Source organism: Pseudomonas sp. lyk4-R2A-10, from assembly GCF_030209075.1.
GTDB classification, from domain to species: Bacteria; Pseudomonadota; Gammaproteobacteria; order Pseudomonadales; family Pseudomonadaceae; genus Aquipseudomonas; species Aquipseudomonas glycinae.
This window is the reverse complement of record NZ_JARVSR010000008.1, coordinates 23933-44295: the sequence shown is the minus strand read 5'-3', so window position 1 is coordinate 44295 and position 20363 is coordinate 23933. Positions and strand designations below refer to the sequence as shown.

Sequence of the window (20363 nt, the reverse complement as noted above, 5' to 3'; positions counted from 1 at the left end):
CCTTGAATTACTGGTCCCCGACGCCCAGCAGGCTACGCGCGTATTGCGCAAGCGGTGGGCCGATCAGGTCTTCGGGCTTGTTGTCGTGGAACGTCAGTAAACCGCCACGACTCTTGATCCGTGCAGTATCAATCAAATACTGGGTGCTGGTCTCGATCAACATGATCTGAATCACGCCGCCGTCGATACCGAGGCGATCCACGGCTTCCTCGTCCAGCCATTCATCGGAGTTGCCGATGCGGTCGTCGGCCTTGGCGAAACGGGTGTACAGCAGGTAGTGAGCACCGGCATCGCGGGCCTCACCCATCGCCTGGTCGAGGCCTTCCGGCGCACGGGCGCGGCGGACCATCGGGAAGTATTCGACGAAACCTTTGAAGGCTTCTTCGGCGACGACGTTTGGACGCGGGTAAGAACCACCCGGGGGTGCGAACGAGCCTTGCGCAATGTAGATGAACGAATCCGGCTGAATGCGGAAATTGTTTACGCGACGGCTGTCGCTGTGATCCAGCAGCCCCGCGTCGCTCATCTGGTAGCGAGTCCCTTCGGCCATGTCACTGACAGTCATACAGCCGCCCAGCGCCAAAACGGCCAGCAGCAAAACCAGGCTACGCATCCTAATCCTCCAGAAGCCGGTGACGGAAAACCGGCGAATGGCCGTAGGATGCAGCTTTTGCGCCATTTCCAGATCTTCGTCGATTGTTCGATCGTAATCGCGAGCAGGCTCGCTTCCACAGGAGTCAGCATTTACCTGTGGGAGCGAGCCTGCTCGCGATGAGGATTTTCAGCCGCCGATGATCTTCATGACGGTCGCACCGCCGGAGAACGCGACTTCCTGCTTGTCGCCCAGCGCCTTGACCAGCAACCGCTGCAACGCCGGCAGCGCCTCGTGACGTGGCTTGTCGAGCAGGTCACCGACGTAGTGGCGGTTGCTCGACGACAGGCAGCCATGCAGCCATCCGGTGGACGACAGGCGCAGGCGCGAGCAGGTTCGGCAGAACGGCACGCTTTCGTTGGCGATCACGCCGAAGTTGCCCCGGCCGGGAATCGCATAGCGAACTGCCGTGGCATCCACTGGCGCATCGGTTTGCGCGTACTCGTAATGTTCACCGATCAGGCTCAGCAGCTGTTGCAGGCTGACGAACTGTTGCAGGAAGGCGTTGGAATCGGTGGCCAGGTGGCCCATGCGCATCAGCTCGATGAAGCGCAGCTCAAAACCGCGCTCGAGGCAGTAATCGAGCAGTGGCATCACCTGGTCGAGGTTCTGCCCGCGCAACGGCACCATGTTGACCTTGATCTTCATCCCCGCCGCGGCCGCCTGATCCATGCCATCCAGCACGGTGGCCAGATCACCGCCACGGGCAATGCTGCGGAACGCGCCGGCGTCCAGGGTATCGAGGGAAACGTTGATGCGTTGCAGGCCGGCATCGACCAGCAACGGGAGCTTTTTCGCCAGTAGCTGGCCGTTGGTGGTCAGGCTGATGTCTTCCAGCCCCATCTTGCCGACGGCGCTCATGAACGATTCGAGTTTGGGACTGACCAGCGGCTCGCCACCAGTGATGCGCAGGCGCTCGATGCCGGCGGCTTCGATCAGATAAGCCACGCCGCGCGCCATGGCCTCGGCCGACAGTTCATCCTGCGCAGCCACCAGCCGCTTGCCGTTGGGCACGCAGTAGGTACAGGCGTAATTGCAGGCTGAAGTCAGACTGATCCGCAAATTGCGAAAACGCCTGCCTTGACGGTCAACGATCATGAAGCACTCCGGCGATGGAAAATCGAGCGGCTAAAACTTGACTCACAATTCAAGTTTTAGCAAGCCCTATGCCTGAGTATATTCCTGCGGTACTGCGCCATGTAGCGAAAAACACGGCGCATAAGGCGACTGAATGATTCAGCCGCTTGGCGTTTCAGGGTCGCGCTTGCGCTTGTTGCCCATGCGCACGCCGATATCCATCAGGAACTGGAAGAAACCTTCCTGATCTTCCAGCACATTGCTCCAGAACGGCGAGTGATACAGCGCCACCGCGCCGTGCACCAGCGCCCAGGATGCGCAGTAGTGGAAATATGGCGGCACGTCTTCGAGCTTGCCTTCGCTGATGCGGCCCTTGATGAGCAGGGTCAGGCGTTCAAAGTTCGAGGCACGGATCTTGTGCAGCTCCTCGACCATCTCAGGGACCTGATTGCCCTTGACCACCTTCTCTTCCAGGCGATCGAACAGCCGATAGCGCTGCGGGTCGCGCATGCGGAATTCAAAGTAGGCACGGGACAGCGCTTCCTTGTCCTTGTCGACATCGGCCGAGTGCAACAGCTCGTTCAAGTCGCGCTCGTAATCGAGCATCAGGCGCAGATAGATCTCGGCCTTGGACTTGAAATGCTTGTAGATCGTGCCTTTGCCGATACCCACGGCATCAGCAATCATCTCGACGGTGACACTGTCTTCACCTTGTTCGAGGAACAGCTTGAGCGCGGTATCGAGAATTTCTTGCTCGCGGCGACGAAACTCACGGACCTTACGAGGTTCTTTGTGCATAAGAAAAGGTCTGTAGGGGTCAAAATTCGAAGCCGCGTATTATGCCTAACTTGCGCAAAAATGCACGGATCATCCGACCATATCTGTGTTTCTTGTTCATTTCACGAACGTTTCGGGGGGAATGAGAACATAACCGAAGCGAACGTATTCCAAATTTGTTTAAAAACCCCGGCCGGCCAACTGGACTCGGCGCCAGACTGATCAATACTTGAACTGTCGGGCGACATCTCCCCCAAGTGTCGCGCCGGTAAAGGTACCAAGGGACCGCGTGCCTTTGTTTTACTCCTAATGGTCTTAACCCGGATTCACCCCCCAGAACCCGGGTTTTTTTTGCCTGCGATTCAGGCTTTTACATGCGCCAGCGGAAACAGTCGCTTGAAGTTCTCGGTGGTCTGCTCGGCAAAACGCTCGTAGTTCTCGCCGCGCAGCATCGCCAGAAACTCTGCCACTTCCCGCACGTATTGCGGCAGGTTCGGTTTGCCGCGATACGGGATCGGCGCCAGGTACGGCGAATCGGTCTCAACCAGCAGCCGATCGGCCGGAACCTTGCTCGCCACATCGCGCAACGCATCGGCGTTGCGGAAGGTGACGATGCCCGACAGGGAAATGTAATAACCCATGTCCAGTGCCACCTTGGCCATGTCCCAGTCTTCGGTGAAGCAATGCAGCACACCCGCCTGAGGCAACGCGGCTTCGCGCAAAAGTTCGAGTGTGTCGGCGCGGGCGCCACGGGTGTGGATGATCACCGGTTTGCCGGTCTGCTGCGCAGCTTGCAGGTGCAATCGGAACGATTCCTGCTGCAGCTCGGCGGCTTCCGGCTCATAGTGATAGTCCAGACCGGTTTCACCGATCGCTACCACTTTCGGGTGATTGAGCTCGTGCAGCAGCCAGTCCAGCGCCGGCGCCGCGCCCGGCTGCACATCCAGCGGATGCACGCCGACCGAGCAATCGACGTCGTCGTAACGCTCGGCCAAGGCTTTGACATCGGCCGCGTTGTCGGCGCTGACGCCGATGCACAGGAAATGCCCGACGCCGCGTTCGCGGGCCGCATCCAGCGCGGCATCCAGGGAACCGTCGTGAGCAGCGAGGTCGAGGCGATCAAGATGACAATGGGAATCTACGAGCATAAAAAGGACTGCAACTTACATCGTATGAGTGGGACGGTCGGATTTCAGGGCTCCGGCCAGATGAGTTTCGATGCGACTGCGCGCAGTGTTGTCGCCATCGTTGAATTGCACGCCGACGCCGGCCGCGCGGTTGCCCTGGGCGCCTTTGGGGGTGATCCAGGCCACTTTGCCGGCCACCGGAATCTTCTCCGACTCGTCCATCAGGTTCAGCAGCATGAACACCTCGTCGCCCAACTTGTAGCTCTTGTTGGTCGGGATGAACAGGCCACCGTTCTTGATGAACGGCATGTAGGCGGCGTAAAGGACCGACTTGTCCTTGATGGTCAGGGACAAGATGCCGTTGCGCGGCCCCGGGCTGACAGGTTCATTCATGTTGACCTCCACTACTGATGTTCAGAGTCTAGGTACACATTCTTATCTTTGGCCAGGCAAGCTCGCCCATTGCACCAGCAACGCTTCCAGCAGCAACGCCGCATTGAGGTTGGCCTTGCTCAGGACTTTCTGACGCTGGGCGAGGATCCAGTCCTGAATATCCAGCACTTTAGGCTGGGCACTTTTCTGCGCCAGGTACTGCACGACCTTGCGCATGTCGGTCAGGCCGAGGCCTGCTTCATCCTGGGTCAATTGATAGCGCAGGATCAGGCTCGACCAGTCGCAGAACCAGTCGAACAGCCGCAGCATCGGAATGTTTTTCCACTCCTCGGCCAGTTGCGTCGGCGATTGCTGCTGCTTGAGCAGCTTCTTCACGCCTTCCACCACCTGCGCGCGCTGTTCACGTACGCCCTGCCCCTGCAACGTGACGGCGGCCAACGGCGAGCCGGCGGCCAGGGTCAGCAGTTCGACACGTTCGTCTTCGGAACATTCCGGCAGTGCCTGAGCCAGCCATTGCAGGCTCACGGATTCGCTCGGCAGCGGACAGGCCTGTTGCACGCAGCGGCTCTTGATGGTCGGCAACAACCGGCTCGGCTGGTGGCTGACCAGCAACAGCACGGTATCGCCGGACGGCTCTTCAAGGCTCTTGAGCAAGGCGTTGGCGGCGTTGATGTTCATCGACTCCACCGGCTCGATCAGCACCACCTTGCGCCCGCCCAGTTGCGCGGTCTGCACCACGAAACTGACCAGATCGCGCACCTGGTCGACCTTGATCGCCTTGTCCGCTTCTTCCGGTTCGAGGATGTAATTGTCCGGATGGCTGCCGGCCTTGAGCAGCAGGCAGGATTTGCATTCGCCGCAGGCTTCAGGCGTCGGACGCTGGCACAGCAGGCTGGCCATCAGCCGCTCGGCCAGCGCGCGCTTGCCGATCCCGGCCGGGCCGTGCAGCAGATAAGCGTGGGCATGCTGAGTGCGCCCCGCCAGTTGCTGCCAGAGGCTGTCCTGCCACGGATAGGCCTCAGCCACGGCTCAGCTCCAGCAAATTCGGAATCAGGGTATCCAGCGATTGTTGAACCTTGACCAACGGCTGACCGGCGTCGATCCGCACGTAACGCGCCGGATCGTCTTCGGCACGCTTGAGGAACGCATTGCGCACGGCCTCGAAAAACTCACGGCCTTCCAGCTCGAAACGATCCAGACGACCTCGGGCACTTGCGCGGGCCAGGCCGATTTCCACCGGCAGATCGAAAATCAGCGTCAGGTCGGGACGCAGGTCGCCCTGCACGAAAGTCTCAAGCGCCGCGATGCGCTCCAGCGACAAACCGCGACCGCCACCCTGATAGGCATAAGTCGAATCGGTGAAACGGTCACACAGCACCACCGCACCACGGGCCAGTGCCGGGCGAATGACTTCGGCCAGATGCTGGGCACGGGCGGCGAACACCAGCAGCAGCTCGGTGTCCGGGTTCATCACTTCGTCGACCGGGGCCAGCAACACCTCACGAATGCGCTCGGCCAGCGGTGTACCGCCGGGCTCGCGGGTCAGCACCACTTCGATACCGGCGGCGCGCAGGCGCTCGGCGAGGTATTCGCGGTTGGTGCTTTTGCCGGCGCCTTCCGGGCCTTCCAGGGTAATAAACAAGCCAGTCACAGGCAGTCCTTAATCAAAGTCATTGCGTGTTTTGGGGAGCGGAGGCTTCCGGTTCCGGCGTCGGCGCAGGCGCTTGAGCAGGCGGCTGCGGCAACGATTCCGGTGCGGTATCGGGCGAGGCGGCAGGAATCGCCTCCTCGGCTGCCGGAGCGGCGTCGGGCGCTGTTGCAGGCGCCGGGCTGGAGCGGTAATCCGCGCGCCGCTTGAGCTGGTATTCGCGCACCGCGTTGTTGTGCGCGTCCAGATCATCGGAGAACACGTGGCTGCCATCGCCACGGGCCACGAAGTAGAGGCTGGTGCCATCCACCGGGTTGAGAGCCGCGTGAATGGCTTCACGTCCGACCATGGCGATCGGCGTCGGCGGCAGGCCGGGAATCATGTACGTGTTGTACGGCGTGGCTTCCTTGAGATGGGCGCGGGTCAGTTTGCCGTTGTAGCGGTCACCCAGGCCGTAGATCACCGTCGGATCGGTCTGCAACTGCATGCCCAACGCCATTCGGCGCACGAAGACGCCGGCAATCTGGCCACGTTCTTGAGGCACGCCGGTTTCTTTCTCCACCAGCGACGCCATGATCAGCGCCTGATAAGGCTCGGTGTAAGGCACGTCGGCGGAGCGTTTCTCCCACTCCTTGGCCAGCACTTCGTCAAGGCGATCAAAGGCTTTTTTCAGCAGTTCGGTATCGGTCACACCGCGCACGAAGCGGTAGGTGTCGGGGAAGAAGCGCCCTTCAGGGAACAGGCCCTTGTGACCGATTTTGGCCATCACATCACTGTCGCTCAGACCGTTGAGGGTCTGCTCGATCTTTTCATCTTTGGCCAGCGCGGCGCGCACTTGATGGAAATTCCAGCCTTCGACCAGGGTCAGGCTGTACTGAACCACATCGCCGCGCTTCCACAGGTCGATCAGGCCGTTGACGGTCATGCCCGGCTGCATGCGGTATTCACCACTGTGAATCGGCGTGCCGGCCAGATTGAAACGCCAGTAGACCCGCAGCCAGAACGCGTCCTTGATGACGCCATCGGCTTCAAGTCCAAGAAAAGTACGGGTCGGGGTGGATCCCTTGGGCACATCCAGCAGTTCTTCCTGCGTGATGTTCAGGGGCTGTTCCAGTGCCGAATGAATCTTCCAGGCGCTGGCGCCCAACAGCAGCCCTGCCAGAACCAGTCCGGTTTCCAGCAGCAGCAAAAGTTTACGTCTCACGAATCAGGCATCCAGTAGCGCGCGGGCAATGGTTTGCAGTTTACGGGTGAGCGGGCCAACCGGCCAGCTCAGAGCAGCACAGGCGCGTACCGGCCAGACGCCATACACGCTATTGCAGACAAAGACTTCATCGGCCCATTGCAGCTGTTCGAGGGGGATGTCGGTGATTTGTACGGGAATGCCCAGGGACTTGGCCTGAAACAATATTTCTGCGCGCATCACACCGGCTACGCCGCAGCGTTTCAGGTCCGCCGTGATCAGCACACCGTCACGCACCAGAAACAGATTGCTGAACACACCTTCGATTACCCGACCGGCCTGGTCGAGCATCAAACCTTCGGCATGCTCACTGTCCTGCCATTCGGCGCGGGCAATGACCTGCTCCAGTCGATTGAGGTGTTTGAGCCCGGCAAGCAACGGCTGAATCGACAAACGCGTGCTGCACGGGAAAAGGCGAACGCCCTGCTCGGCGTAGGCAGCCGGGTAAGCGGCGGGAGGATTGCCTTGCAGAATGCGTCGGCCCTGCGCCGAAGGATCCGGTGCATAACCGCGCAATCCGTCGCCACGGGTGAGGATGAGTTTGAGCACGCCCTCACCCATCGCGGCGGCATAGGATTGCAGCTCATGGCGAACCCGCTCGATGTCGGCGGCAATGGCCAGACGTGCACAGCCGTCGGCCAGACGCGTCAGATGCCGATCCAGCAGCAATGGCTGGCCACCTCGCACGGCGATGGTCTCGAACAGACCGTCGCCGTAAGCCAGGCCGCGATCTTTCAGCGACAGAGCGTCAGCCGGCAGACCGTCGACCCAGCAGTCCATCAGCCGGCGAACCGACGGAACGCCAGCGTGCCGTTGGTGCCGCCAAACCCGAACGAGTTGGACAGCACGACATCGATATCCATATTGCGCGCGGTGTGCGGCACGAAATCGAGGTCGCAGCCTTCGTCCGGCTCTTCGAGGTTGATGGTCGGTGGCGCCACCTGGCTGTTGATCGCCAGGACGCTGAAGATCGCCTCGACCGCGCCCGCCGCACCCAGCAGGTGACCGGTCATGGACTTGGTGGAGCTGACTGCCAGTTTGTAGGCGTGATCACCGAACACCGACTTGATCGCGTTGGCTTCGGCAAGGTCGCCGGCCGGGGTCGAAGTGCCGTGGGCGTTGATGTATTGAACTTGATCGACGTTGATCTTCGCATCGCGCAGCGCGTTGGTGATGCAGCGTGCAGCACCGGCGCCGTCGGCGGGTGGCGAAGTCATGTGGAAGGCGTCGCCACTGGTGCCGAAACCGATCAGCTCGGCGTAGATGGTCGCGCCACGGGCCTTGGCGTGCTCGAGCTCTTCGAGCACCAGCGCACCGGCGCCGTCGGACAGCACGAAGCCGTCACGGCCCTTGTCCCACGGACGGCTGGCGCGGGTCGGCTCGTCGTTGCGGGTCGACAGCGCACGGGAAGCACCGAAGCCGCCCATGCCCAGACCGCACGCGGCCATCTCGGCACCGCCGGCAATCATCACGTCGGCTTCGTCGTACATGATGTTGCGCGCCGCCATGCCGATGCAGTGCGTACCGGTGGTACACGCCGTGGCGATGGCATAGTTAGGCCCCTGTGCACCCAGGTGGATGGACAGGAAACCGGAAATCATATTGATGATCGAGCCAGGCACAAAGAACGGAGAAATCCGGCGTGGGCCAGTCTCGTGCAGGGTGCGGCTGGTTTCTTCGATGTTGGTCAGACCGCCGATACCCGACCCCATGGCCACGCCGATGCGTTCACGGTTGGCATCGGTGACTTCCAGACCGGCATTGCGTACGGCTTGAAAGCCGGCCGCCAGACCGTACTGAATGAACAGGTCGAGCTTGCGCGCTTCCTTGACCGACAGGTATTCCTCGACATTGAAGCCCTTTACCGAGCCGCCAAAGCGGGTGGAATAGGCAGAAAGGTCGGTGTGTTCGATCAGACCAATGCCACTGCGGCCAGCCAGAATGCCCTGCCAACTGCTCGGCACATCCGTGCCCAGTGGCGACAACATACCCATACCGGTGACTACGACGCGTCTACGCGACACAGCACTCTCCTTTTTCAAATGACGACTTTGCATCAGGCCTAAAGAAAAAACCGCACGCCATGATGGCAGTGCGGTTTTTCCATGACAGCAAGCAACGATTACAAACTATTACGCCTGGTGGCTAGTAACGTAGTCGATTGCAGCTTGTACAGTAGTGATCTTCTCAGCTTCTTCGTCAGGGATTTCGGTCTCGAATTCCTCTTCCAGAGCCATCACCAGCTCAACGGTGTCAAGGGAGTCGGCACCCAGGTCTTCTACGAAGGAAGCGGTGTTGACCACTTCTTCTTCTTTAACACCCAGTTGCTCGGCAACGATTTTCTTGACGCGCTCTTCGATGGTGCTCATACCTTGTTTTCACTCCTAATGGACAAATTCAGGCAGCTGGCCAGTGGGTAAGTGTATAGAAAGACTTTTCAGCTTTTCAACTGAAAGCTTCACTCCTCAAACCCTGCGGCCCTCTGCCTATAAATAGATTGCAGCTTTATAACGGATTTTAGACAGCTCGTATGACATTTTTTTGAAGCAATCCGTCACATTTGAATTACATGTACATCCCGCCGTTAACCGGGATTGTAGCCCCGGTCACGTATGCCGCACCGTCGGATGCAAGAAAAGCGACCACGGACGCGATCTCTTGAGCTTGTCCCAGACGACCCAGCGGAATCTGCGTCTGCAAGGCTTCACGCTGTGCTTCAGGCAGCTCGCGAGTCATATCGGTGTCGATGAACCCTGGGGTTACCGAGTTGACCGTAATCGAACGCGAACCGACTTCACGCGCCATGGCACGGCTGAAACCTTCCAGACCGGCCTTGGCGGCTGCATAGTTTACTTGGCCAGCGTTGCCCATGGCACCCACCACCGAGCCAATACTGATAATTCGGCCCCAACGCGCCTTGGTCATGCCGCGCAGAACGCCCTTGGACAGGCGATACAGACTGTTCAGGTTGGTATCGATCACGTCGTACCACTCGTCGTCTTTCATGCGCATCATCAGATTATCGCGGGTGATGCCGGCATTGTTGACCAGAATCGCCACCGGCGCACCGAATTGCTCCTGGATGCTCGCCAGCACTTTGGTAACCGATTCGTCGCTGGTGACGTTCAGTTCGAAACCTGCGCCCTGTATGCCGTTTTCCTTCAGGGTCGCAGCAATGCGCTCGGCGCCCGAAGCGGAAGTCGCGGTGCCAACAACAATGGCGCCCTGACGACCCAGTTCCAGTGCGATAGCCTGGCCGATGCCACGGCTTGCGCCGGTGACCAGTGCAACTTTACCTTGCAGACTCATGCAAGCTTCTCCTGATTCAGACAGCCGCTGCGCGAGCAGCAGCGAAAGCGTCTGGGGTATTGAGGTTGGAAGTCGAAACGCCTTCGGCGCAACGTTTGTTCAGACCGGCCAGCACCTTGCCAGGGCCGCACTCGACCAGATTGGTCGCGCCTTTGGCGGCCAGGGTCTGTACGGACTCGACCCAGCGGACCGGCTTGTAAAGCTGCTCCAGCAGATCACGCTTGAGGGTTTCCAGATCCGCCGGCACCTGGGCGCTTACGTTCTGTACCACCGGGATCTGCGGCGCCTGCCAGTCGATGGCAGCGATGGACTCGGCGAAACGCTCGGCAGCCGGGCGCATCAGTTCACAGTGCGACGGCACGCTGACCGGCAGCGGCATGGCACGCTTGGCGCCACGGGCCTTGCAGCCTTCGATGGCGCGCTCAACGGCTGCCTTGGCACCGGCGATCACCACCTGGCCCGGGGAGTTGAAGTTCACCGCACTGACCACTTCGCCTTGCGCCGCTTCAGCACAGGCCGCCAGCACGTCGGCATCTTCCAGACCGAGGATGGCAGCCATGCCGCCCTGACCGGCCGGAACGGCTTCCTGCATCAACTGGCCACGGCGCTCGACGAGTTTTACCGCGTCAGCCAGGCTCAGACTGCCGGCAGCGACCAGCGCGCTGTATTCACCCAGGCTGTGACCGGCAACGAAGGCCGGACGCGCGCCACCTTCCGCCAGCCACAGACGCCACAAGGCGACCGAAGCGGTCAGAATGGCCGGCTGGGTTTTGTCGGTTTGATTGAGCAGCTCTTCCGGACCCTGCTGGGTCAGCGCCCACAGGTCATAGCCCAGAGCATCGGATGCTTCTTTGAAGGTTTCGAGGATCAGTGGATGTTGCGCGCCCAGCTCGGCCAGCATGCCGAGGGACTGCGAACCCTGTCCTGGAAAGACGAATGCGAGGGAAGCAGACATGTAACAAGCCCCTAATGATCTTGTCGTCGGAAAAATGGCATCCCGCTAGAGGGACGCAAGAAACTGACAGTTGGATGGCCCTTTGAACCGGGCGGTCACATTTAAGCATTGTCCGACGAAAACGCCTAAGACAACAAATCCTCCAGACGGCCGTGCAGGCGCTCGGGAAGATTCTCCTGAATCTCGATCAGCGCCCGCTGAATGGCACTTTGAAATCCCTGAACTCCGGCCGAACCGTGACTTTTCACGACAATACCCTGCAAACCGAGGAAGCTTGCGCCATTGTGTCGCGCGGGTGCCAGATCAGCCTGCAGTCGCCTCATCAATGGCAGCGCCAGTGCGCCGACCGCGCGGGAAGCAAGATTCTTTTTGAACAACGCCTCGATGCGTGCAGCGATCATGGTCGCCAGGCCTTCGCTGGACTTGAGCAGGATATTGCCGACGAAACCGTCGCAAACCACCACGTCCGCCTCGCCGCGATACAAGCCGTCACCCTCAATGAAACCGATGTAATTGATGCCCCGGGCCGCCTGCAACAACGTCGCAGCCAGCTTGACCTGCTGATTGCCCTTGATGTCTTCGGTGCCGATATTCAGCAGCGCAACGCGCGGGCGGGCAATGCCCAAGGTCTGCGCCGCCACGGACCCCATCACGGCGAACTGCAACAAGTGCTCGGCACTGCAATCGACGTTGGCGCCCAGATCGAGCAACTGGCAGTAGCCTTTCTGAGTAGGAATCGCAGCGACCATGGCCGGACGATCAATCCCCGGCAGGGTCTTGAGCACAAATCGCGACAGGGCCATCAACGCACCGGTATTGCCGGCACTGACACAGGCCTGAACCTTGCCGTCACGCAGCAACTCGAGGGCGACACGCATCGACGAGTCCGGCTTGCCACGCAGGGCCTGGGCAGGTTTTTCGTCCATGGTGATGACTTCGGACGCCGGAACAATCGTCAGGCGCGCGCGATCGGCAGCCGATTGGCCAGTGATCAGTTCTTCAAGAAGGGAGGGTTGACCGACGAGGGTCAGGTGCAGCGAGGGCGTAGCAGAAAGGCAAGCAAGGCTGGCCTGAACAATGCTGCGGGGACCGAAGTCCCCGCCCATTGCGTCAATCGCGATGACTTGAGCGGACAAGTGATTACTCGTCAGCGCCCTTGTCGATCACTTTACGGCCACGGTATACGCCTTCTGGCGATACGTGGTGACGCAGGTGAACTTCACCAGTGGTTTTTTCTACAGACAGGGTGCTAGCCTCGAGAGCGTCGTGCGAACGGCGCATGTCACGGGCAGAGCGGGATTTTTTGTTCTGCTGAACAGCCATAATTGATTAACTCCTAAACGTTTGGGTCACGCTTTAACTGCGCCAATACACTGAACGGGTTGGACCGCGTTACCTCGTCCTCGCTCGGTTCGGGCTCATCTGCTCCCGCCGGCTGCTGGCATTCTTCCGGATGATGAGCAGGCACAATGGGCAAGGCGAGCAGAAGCTCCTCCTCGATCAGTGACTGCAGATCCAATGGATCTTCGCCCAGTTCCAGCACGTCATAACCTTTCGGTAACGACTGGGTATTCGCACCCTCCTTCACAACAGCGTAACTGCATTCGCTGTGGATCGGCAGGGTGACCAGCTCAAGACAACGCTGGCAAACCATTTTGACTTCGGTGTCGATAAAGCTGTGGATCACCACAGATTTACGTTCATCTCGTTCAAAAACGAATTTGGCCTGCACCGTACCGACATCGTCGGAAAGCGGGTCGCAGAGTCTCTTCAAATCGGCCAGCAGCAGTTCACCTTGAAGGGTGGTGCCACGGTCAGCCAATTTGCGCGGGTCAACGTGAGGTGGAATCGGGTCATTCAACATAGGCGCAGCATTATAGGGATGCACCCACCCATGTCAAAGGAAATTGTGCCCTGTCCGTCACTTGCGCGGCTCCGCTAGAATCTGTCGCCTGCCTCTGGAGATGCGAATGCTGCCTTTATTACTCGCTTCAAGCTCGACCTATCGTCGGGAATTGCTCAGCCGCCTGCGCCTGCCGTTCGTCTGCAGCTCGCCGGATATCGATGAAAGCCATCGCCCGGACGAGTCGGCAATCGAGCTGGTCAAGCGCCTCGCCGAACAAAAGGCCCGAGCTTTGGCCGACAGCCACCCTGCTCATCTGATCATCGGCTCCGACCAGGTTGCGGTACTCGGCGAGCGCATCATCGGCAAGCCACACACCTTCGAGAACGCTCGCGAACAACTGATGGCCGCCAGTGGCGCCAGCGTGACCTTCCTCACCGGCCTTGCCCTGCTCAACAGCCAGACGGGCCACTGCCAGGTCGACTGCGTGCCTTTCACCGTGCACATGCGCGTACTGGATCAGGCCCGCGTCGAGCGCTATCTGCGCGCCGAGCAGCCCTACGACTGCGCCGGCAGCTTCAAGGCCGAGGGACTGGGCGTTAGCCTGTTTCAATCCACCGAAGGCCCGGACGCTACCAGCCTGATCGGCCTGCCACTGATTCGCCTGATCGACATGCTGCTGGCGGAAGGCGTACAGATTCCCTGACCCACAAAAAACCGGCCCTCAGGCCGGTTTTTCTTGCAGCATTCGATCAGCGTAACGACGGGCCGTTGAAACCCATCCACATTGCCAGTTTTTCGGCAACGCTTGCTCCGAGCTTCTTCGAGAAGCGGTCGAACGGCGATTCCTGAACGGTGAAGTCCACCAGCTCTTTTTCGCCAATCACATCACGCGCCACCGAACTCGCATTGCCCAAGCCATCGATCAAGCCCAGCGGTAACGCTTGCTCACCCGACCAGACCAGCCCGGAGAACAGCTCCGGATGCTCCTTGTCCTTCAGTCGATCGCCACGCCCCTGCTTGACGCTGTTGATGAACTGCTTGTGCGTGGTATCCAGCACACTTTGCCAGAACGCCGTCTCTTCCGGCTTCTGCGGCTGGAACGGATCGAGGAAAGCCTTGTGCTCGCCGGAAGTGTAAGTGCGGCGCTCGACACCAAGCTTCTCCATGGTGCCGACAAAGCCGTAACCGGCTGCCGTCACACCAATGGAACCCACCAGACTGGCCTTGTCGGCATAGATCTGATCCGCCGCACTGGCAATGTAATAGGCACCGGAAGCGCCCAGGTCGGAAATCACCGCGTACAGCTTGGTGTCGGGGTGCAGGCCGCGCAGACGCTTGATCTCGTCATACACGTAACCCGACTGCACCGGACTGCCGCCCGGACTATTGATGCGCAGGATTACGCCCTTGACCTTCTTGTCCTCGAACGCCGCGCGCAGACTACCTACGATATTGTCGGCACTGGCAGGTTCTTTATCAGCGATCATGCCGGTAACGTCGATCAATGCGGTGTAGTTGCCACTGCGCGTGGCGCTTTTCTCCATATCCATCAACGGCGTAAACAGAATCAACGCAACAAACAGATAAATAAAGGTCAACAGCTTGAAGAAGATGCCCCAGCGCCGCGAACGACGTTGCTCCTGCACGCCGGCCAGCAGGGTCTTTTCCAGGAGCTTCCAGCTTTTCGCATCACCGTCGTCGGCAGTTGCCTTGGCCGGTGCTTTCCATTCGTCGGTCATGCCATCCACCCCAGCAAAAACGTATTAAGCCTGCTGCCCCAGCCAGGCATGCAATTCGGAAAAATGGTCGATCGACAGTCGCGGCTCGAACTGTTGCAGCGATTCGATCGATTGCGCGCCATAGCTGACCGCCACCGAATCCATCCCCGCATTGCGCGCCATCAACAGATCGAAGGACGAGTCACCGACCATCAGCGCCTGCTCGGCACGCACACCGCAGTGAGCGAGGATCTGCTCCAGCATCAGAGGGTGCGGCTTGCTCGCAGTTTCATCGGCAGCACGGGTGATATCGAAATAATCTTCCCAGCCATTGGCCTTGAGCACCCGATCCAGCCCGCGACGATTCTTGCCGGTCGCGACCGCCAGGTGATAGCCCTGCTCGCGAAAGGACTCCATCGACTCGACTACGCCTTCGAACAACGGCGAAGGTACGGCTTCTGCAGCGATGTAGTGATCGGCGTAATACTCGCGGAACAAGGTCATTTCGGCATCGCTGATTTCGGGATACAGCGTGCGGATCGCCTCGGGCAAGCCCAGACCAATAATGCCTTTGACTGCAAAATCATCACGCAACTCGAAACCTGAACGCCCGGACGCCGAGTGCATCGCCTCGACAATCCGATGAATGGAATCGGCCAGCGTGCCGTCCCAATCAAAAATCAGCAGTTTGTAATCAGATGGGCGCACTCAATCGCTCCACAGTCTTGGCCCACATTTCATCGACCGGCGCCTGCAACTTGAGTTCACCGCCATCGGGCAGCGGCACGGTCAACATGTAGGCGTGCAAGAACAGGCGCTTGCCGCCTAGATCACGGATTTCCTTACTGAAATTGTCATCGCCGTATTTGGTGTCACCAGCAATGCAGTGTCCGGCGTGCAACGTGTGGACGCGGATCTGGTGCGTGCGACCGGTAATCGGCTTGGCCTCGATCAAAGTGGCAAAATCGCCAAAGCGACGCAGAACCTTGAACACGGTCACAGACTCCTTGCCCTCCTCCTCGTCGACCTCGACCATGCGCTCACCGGAGCGCAGATTGCTCTTGCCGAGCGCCGCGCGAACTTGCTTGATCGAGGTCGCCCAGTTGCCGCGAACCAGCGCCATGTAGCGCTTGTCGACACCGTCACCGCGCAACGCGGCATGCAAGTGACGCAACATGCTGCGTTTCTTGGCGATCATCAGCAGGCCGGAGGTATCGCGATCGAGACGGTGAACCAACTCGAGCTCCTTGGCATCGGGGCGCAACTGACGAAAGGCTTCGATAACGCCGTAATTCAGGCCGCTGCCACCGTGAACCGCAATGCCGGCCGGTTTGTTGATCACGATCAGGGCCTTGTCTTCGTAGACAATCGAGGCTTCCAGGCGCTGCAACAGGCCTTGGGCCAAAGGCACCGGTTCGTCACGCTCAGGCACGCGCACCGGCGGCACGCGCACGATATCGCCGGCCTGCAGCTTGTATTCGGGCTTGATCCGACCCTTGTTCACGCGCACTTCGCCCTTGCGCAAAATGCGGTAAATCAAGGTCTTGGGCACGCCTTTGAGCCGGGCGAGGAGGAAATTGTCGATTCGTTGGCCGGCATATTCCGGCGAGACCTCAAGCAGTTGAACGCCTGGAGTCGAGGGGGCAGTAGTCGTCATGGCGCGGATAATAACAATTTTTTATGGAATTGAAGCACTTAATCATTGCTGCTATAGTCGCGAACGCCGCCAAAAGCGGCCTGGACAGCGGAACCACGGTCAAAAACCGGCCCTGACCAACGCAATTCACCAGGACGCGAGGCCGTCCTACGGGGCTTTTGCTACGTAACGGTGGAGTTTGCAGCTGTAACAAGCGCAGGTGACATGAGGCCTGAATCACGCCGCAAAGCAGAGTTTTCACTCGCCACGCGAGCCATATTCACGGCCAGTTCACAAAGTGCAGTCAGCCGCGGATGACCCCGAGCGAAGGCTCCGGAAACACCGCCTGAATTAGCCATGATGCGTGACCTCCCCTTTCGGAGCTCACGGTAAATGCCAACCCGCTGCGGATTCTGCGCGCGGCAGCACCCGAATTATCAGGGATACGTGTAGGGTGGAGATGCACAACCGCTGGACTGTGTAGCAACAGGCTTTATCAAGACGCTTCATCTCGTCCACAGCCACCGGTTGATTCCTCCTCCTGACTGAGTGCTTAAGTAGCCACAGCAAGCAGGACGCGTACGTCGCGATAACGGCCCAATTGGCCGGACATCGCTGGACACGGGAATGGCCAACCACTCCCGACGCACCTGACACCGACCGTGAGAAGTCGTGTGTGCCGAACGCCGTTTCCGGCAGCCCGGAAACCGACGGTACTACATGAAAAGAATGCTGATTAACGCAACTCAACCCGAAGAGTTGCGTGTTGCACTGGTAGATGGCCAGCGCCTCTACGACCTGGACATCGAATCCGGTGCACGCGAGCAGAAGAAGGCCAACATCTATAAAGGCCGCATCACTCGCATCGAACCAAGCCTTGAGGCTGCCTTTGTCGATTTCGGCTCCGAGCGCCACGGCTTCCTGCCCCTCAAAGAAATCTCCCGCGAATACTTCAAGAAAGCCCCTGAAGGCCGCGTCAACATCAAGGACGTCCTGAGCGAAGGCCAGGAAGTCATCGTTCAGGTCGAAAAAGAAGAACGTGGCAACAAGGGCGCAGCCCTGACCACCTTCATCAGCCTGGCCGGTCGTTACCTCGTTCTGATGCCGAACAACCCGCGTGCCGGCGGCATCTCCCGTCGCATCGAAGGCGAAGAGCGCAACGAACTGCGTGAAGCGCTGAACGGCCTGGTCGCGCCAGCCGACATGGGTCTGATCGTGCGCACTGCAGGCCTTGGCCGCAGCAGCGAAGAAATGCAGTGGGACCTCGATTACCTGCTGCAACTCTGGACCGCTATCAAGGAAGCCTCGCTGGATCGTTCCGCGCCATTCCTGATCTACCAGGAAAGCAACGTGATCATCCGCGCGATCCGCGATTACCTGCGCCAGGACATCGGCGAAGTGCTGATCGACAGTGTTGAAGCCCAGGACGAAGCCCTGACCTTCATCCGCCAGGTGATGCCGCAGTACGCCAGCAAGATCAAGCTGTATGAAGACAGCGTTCCGCTGTTCAACCGTTTCCAGATCGAAAGCCAGATCGAGACCGCTTTCCAGCGCGTCGTCGAACTGCCGTCCGGCGGCTCCATCGTCATCGATCCGACCGAAGCCCTGGTGTCCATCGACATCAACTCGGCGCGCGCCACCAAAGGCAGCGACATCGAAGAAACCGCCCTGCAGACCAACCTTGAAGCCGCCGAAGAAATCGCCCGTCAGTTGCGCCTGCGCGACATCGGCGGCCTGATCGTCATCGACTTCATCGACATGACCCCTGCCAAGAACCAGCGCGCCGTGGAAGAGAAAGTCCGCGAATGCCTGGAAGCCGACCGCGCTCGCGTGCAGATCGGTCGCATCTCGCGCTTCGGCCTGCTGGAAATGTCCCGTCAGCGCCTGCGTCCTTCGCTGGGCGAAAGCAGCGGCATCGTCTGCCCGCGTTGCAGCGGCACCGGCATCATCCGTGACGTCGAATCCCTGTCCCTGGCGATCCTGCGCCTGATCGAAGAAGAAGCCCTGAAAGACCGTACCGCCGAAGTTCGCGCTCAAGTGCCGATCCCGGTGGCCGCGTTCCTGCTCAACGAAAAACGCAACTCGATCACCAAGATCGAACTGCGCACCCGCGCCCGCATTGTCATCCTGCCGAACGATCACCTCGAAACCCCGCATTTCGAAGTTCAGCGTCTGCGTGACGACAGCCCGGAAGCCGCGACCAACCAGTCCAGCTACGAAATCGCTGCCGCCGCTGCCGATGTCGAAGACGTTCAGCCAGCCGCCGCGACCCGCACCCTGGTTCGCCAGGAAGCCGCGGTCAAGACCGCTCCGGCTCGCGCCAACGCTCCGGTTCCGACCGAAGTCGCCGCACCGGCCCCGGCACCTGCTCCGGTTGCCGCGCCAGAGCCAAGCCTGTTCAAAGGCCTGGTGAAGTCGCTGGTCAGCCTGTTCGCCACCAAGGAAGAGCCAGTTGCTCCGGTGGTGGTTGAAAAACCTGCCACCGAGCGTCCGGCCCGCAACGAAGAGCGTCGCAACGGTCGTCAGCAGAGCCGCAACCGTAACGGTCGCCGCGATGAAGAACGCAAACCGCGCGAAGAACGTGCACCGCGTGAAGAGCGCGCACCACGTGAGCCGCGAGAAGAGCGTCAACCGCGCGAACCACGTGAAGTCCGCGAGCCACGCGAATCCCGTGACGAAGCACCGGTAGCCCGCGAAGAACGCGCACCACGCGCCCCTCGTGAAGAACGTGCACCACGTGCTCCGCGTGAAGATCGCAAGCCGCGTGGCGAGCGTGAAGAACGCGTACGTGAACTGCGCGAGCCGCTGGATGCCGCTCCGGCCGTTGCTGCCGCCGCCACCGCTGAAGAGCGTCCGGCCCGTCAGCCACGTGAAGAGCGTGCGCCACGTCCTCCGCGCGAAGAGCGTCAACCGCGCGCCGAACAGGCCGCTGCTGCCGTCGCTGAAGAAGAAATCACCACCAACGAAGAGCAACTGCCGGAAGACGGTTCGGAGAACGCCGAAGGCGATCGTCCACGCCGCCGCTCCCGTGGTCAGCGTCGTCGCAGCAACCGTCGCGAGCGTCAGCGTGATGCCAACGGCAACGTGATCGAAGGTTCGGAAGAGTCCGAGTCCGGCGAAAACGCCCAGGCGCCAAGCACTGCCGATCTGGCTGCTGGTCTGGCTGTTACCGCTGCTGTTGCCAGCACCGTGATCAGCGCTCCGGCTGAAGCTCAGGCCCACGAGCAAGCTGAACGCGCCACCGCTGCAACCCTGGAAACTGCTCCAGTAGAAGCGCCGGTTGTTGAAGCAACCACTCCGGTAGAAGCAGCTGCCGCTCCGGAAGTCGAAGTGGCTCCGGTTCGCGAAGCTCAGCCTCAGGTTGAAGCAGCTGCCGAACCAGCGGTGACCTTCGAAGCACCAGCCGTAGTTGAAGAGTCGGTTGTCGAAACCGGCGCTGAAACCGTGACCGAAACCGTGCGTGAAGTTCGCGAAGAACAGACCGCGTTCAACTGGGTCGCCGAGCCGGCTGTCACTGAAACACCAGCGCCAGTGGTTGAAGCGCCTGTTGTTGAAGAAGCCAAGGCTGCCGAGCCAGTGGTGGTTGCCGAACCGACTCCTGTCGCAGAAGCACCGGTCATCGAGGCGCCAGTGGTTGCCGAAGCGCCAGCCCCTGTGGTTGAAGCTGCTCCGGTCAGCGCCCTGACCCCAAGCGGCCGCGCGCCGAACGACCCGCGTGAAGTGCGTCGTCGCAAGCGTGAAGAAGAGCGTCTGCAGAAGGAAGCCGAACTGGCTGCCGCTGCCGCCGCTGCTGCTCCAGCTGCCGAAGTGGTCGAGGCGGCTCCTGCCCCGGTCGCTGAGGAAGTGGCCGTTGAAGCCGTGATTGCCGAAGCACCACGCTCCGTTCAGGAAGCGGTCGAGCAACACGCAGAGGCTCAGGAAAAAGAACACGAGCCTAAACCCCTCGTCTGATTCCAGAAGCCACTAAAAAGCCCCGTCTGGT

Annotated in this window: 21 protein-coding genes; 2 read left to right on the top strand and 19 right to left on the bottom strand. The window is 60.2% G+C overall.

All coding sequences use genetic code 11. The features are described 5' to 3' along the window. Positions 1 to 7 precede the first annotated feature (7 nt). The 16 genes from QRN46_RS11730 to QRN46_RS11655 all read right to left on the bottom strand — a co-directional run bounded on the left by QRN46_RS11730 (position 8) and on the right by QRN46_RS11655 (position 13045). Complete coding sequence (locus QRN46_RS11730; RefSeq protein ID WP_064598539.1) at positions 8 to 613, bottom strand: DUF4823 domain-containing protein; 606 nt, start codon at positions 611 to 613, stop codon at positions 8 to 10. A 168-nt stretch (positions 614 to 781) separates the two neighbouring features. Then, positions 782 to 1750 (bottom strand): GTP 3',8-cyclase MoaA, encoded by a 969-nt coding sequence (locus tag QRN46_RS11725; protein WP_221615406.1) that lies wholly within the window; start codon positions 1748 to 1750, stop codon positions 782 to 784. Positions 1751 to 1888: 138 nt separating this feature from the next. Continuing rightward, on the bottom strand, positions 1889 to 2527 hold the full coding sequence (locus QRN46_RS11720; RefSeq protein WP_201815896.1) for a TetR/AcrR family transcriptional regulator: 639 nt from the start codon (positions 2525 to 2527) through the stop codon (positions 1889 to 1891). A 341-nt stretch (positions 2528 to 2868) separates the two neighbouring features. Continuing rightward, entirely contained in the window at positions 2869 to 3654 is a 786-nt protein-coding gene (locus QRN46_RS11715) for a TatD family hydrolase (RefSeq protein WP_201815898.1), read from the bottom strand. Positions 3655 to 3669: 15 nt separating this feature from the next. Then, positions 3670 to 4026, bottom strand: coding sequence for a PilZ domain-containing protein (locus QRN46_RS11710; protein ID WP_011335430.1), 357 nt, complete (start codon positions 4024 to 4026; stop codon positions 3670 to 3672). Between the two features lie 42 nt (positions 4027 to 4068). Beyond that, positions 4069 to 5052 carry a DNA polymerase III subunit delta' gene (locus QRN46_RS11705; protein WP_201815900.1) on the bottom strand — a complete coding sequence of 328 codons (984 nt, stop codon included), beginning with the start codon at positions 5050 to 5052 and terminating at the stop codon, positions 4069 to 4071. Continuing rightward, a complete protein-coding gene (gene tmk / locus QRN46_RS11700; RefSeq protein WP_011335432.1) occupies positions 5045 to 5677 on the bottom strand; it encodes a dTMP kinase in 633 nt (210 codons plus the stop codon). The genes QRN46_RS11705 and tmk overlap by 8 nt, the downstream gene beginning before the upstream one ends. Before the next feature lie 19 nt (positions 5678 to 5696). Then, entirely contained in the window at positions 5697 to 6878 is a 1182-nt protein-coding gene (gene mltG / locus QRN46_RS11695; protein WP_285354766.1) for an endolytic transglycosylase MltG, read from the bottom strand. A gap of 3 nt (positions 6879 to 6881) precedes the next feature. After that, positions 6882 to 7697: an aminodeoxychorismate lyase gene (gene pabC, locus QRN46_RS11690; RefSeq protein ID WP_011335434.1), complete on the bottom strand. Its 816-nt coding sequence runs from the start codon at positions 7695 to 7697 to the stop codon at positions 6882 to 6884. Further along, a complete protein-coding gene (gene fabF / locus QRN46_RS11685) occupies positions 7697 to 8941 on the bottom strand; it encodes a beta-ketoacyl-ACP synthase II (RefSeq protein WP_041475396.1) in 1245 nt (414 codons plus the stop codon). Before fabF ends, pabC begins: the two co-directional genes overlap by 1 nt. A gap of 108 nt (positions 8942 to 9049) precedes the next feature. Next, entirely contained in the window at positions 9050 to 9286 is a 237-nt protein-coding gene (acpP, locus tag QRN46_RS11680; RefSeq protein ID WP_003175607.1) for an acyl carrier protein, read from the bottom strand. Positions 9287 to 9482: 196 nt separating this feature from the next. After that, positions 9483 to 10226, bottom strand: a complete 744-nt coding sequence (gene fabG / locus QRN46_RS11675) for a 3-oxoacyl-ACP reductase FabG (RefSeq protein WP_007950790.1) — start codon at positions 10224 to 10226, stop codon at positions 9483 to 9485. 16 nt (positions 10227 to 10242) lie between these two features. After that, the gene (gene fabD / locus QRN46_RS11670; protein WP_011335436.1) at positions 10243 to 11181 is read right to left on the bottom strand and encodes an ACP S-malonyltransferase; all 939 of its coding nucleotides are present in this window, start codon (positions 11179 to 11181) and stop codon (positions 10243 to 10245) included. A 125-nt stretch (positions 11182 to 11306) separates the two neighbouring features. Then, positions 11307 to 12317 carry a phosphate acyltransferase PlsX gene (gene plsX, locus QRN46_RS11665; RefSeq protein ID WP_080511024.1) on the bottom strand — a complete coding sequence of 337 codons (1011 nt, stop codon included), beginning with the start codon at positions 12315 to 12317 and terminating at the stop codon, positions 11307 to 11309. A 4-nt stretch (positions 12318 to 12321) separates the two neighbouring features. Then, positions 12322 to 12504: a 50S ribosomal protein L32 gene (gene rpmF, locus QRN46_RS11660; RefSeq protein WP_003179396.1), complete on the bottom strand. Its 183-nt coding sequence runs from the start codon at positions 12502 to 12504 to the stop codon at positions 12322 to 12324. Positions 12505 to 12517: 13 nt separating this feature from the next. Next, positions 12518 to 13045, bottom strand: a complete 528-nt coding sequence (locus QRN46_RS11655; protein WP_003204262.1) for a YceD family protein — start codon at positions 13043 to 13045, stop codon at positions 12518 to 12520. A 106-nt stretch (positions 13046 to 13151) separates the two neighbouring features. Between QRN46_RS11655 and QRN46_RS11650 the strand changes: the two genes are divergently transcribed. Further along, positions 13152 to 13730, top strand: a complete 579-nt coding sequence (locus tag QRN46_RS11650; protein ID WP_011335438.1) for a Maf family protein — start codon at positions 13152 to 13154, stop codon at positions 13728 to 13730. A 46-nt stretch (positions 13731 to 13776) separates the two neighbouring features. Here QRN46_RS11650 and sppA read toward each other — a convergent pair whose 3' ends face one another. Genes sppA through rluC form a run of 3 tightly spaced genes read right to left on the bottom strand, consistent with a single transcriptional unit; the run spans position 13777 to position 16402 of the window. Continuing rightward, complete coding sequence (sppA, locus tag QRN46_RS11645; RefSeq protein ID WP_011335439.1) at positions 13777 to 14766, bottom strand: signal peptide peptidase SppA; 990 nt, start codon at positions 14764 to 14766, stop codon at positions 13777 to 13779. A 24-nt stretch (positions 14767 to 14790) separates the two neighbouring features. Beyond that, complete coding sequence (locus tag QRN46_RS11640; protein ID WP_041475397.1) at positions 14791 to 15453, bottom strand: HAD-IA family hydrolase; 663 nt, start codon at positions 15451 to 15453, stop codon at positions 14791 to 14793. Then, the gene (gene rluC / locus QRN46_RS11635) at positions 15440 to 16402 is read right to left on the bottom strand and encodes a 23S rRNA pseudouridine(955/2504/2580) synthase RluC (protein WP_011335441.1); all 963 of its coding nucleotides are present in this window, start codon (positions 16400 to 16402) and stop codon (positions 15440 to 15442) included. Before rluC ends, QRN46_RS11640 begins: the two co-directional genes overlap by 14 nt. A gap of 699 nt (positions 16403 to 17101) precedes the next feature. Between rluC and rne the strand changes: the two genes are divergently transcribed. Next, the gene (gene rne / locus QRN46_RS11630; protein WP_285354744.1) at positions 17102 to 20332 is read left to right on the top strand and encodes a ribonuclease E; all 3231 of its coding nucleotides are present in this window, start codon (positions 17102 to 17104) and stop codon (positions 20330 to 20332) included. The last annotated feature ends 31 nt before the right edge of the window (positions 20333 to 20363 follow it).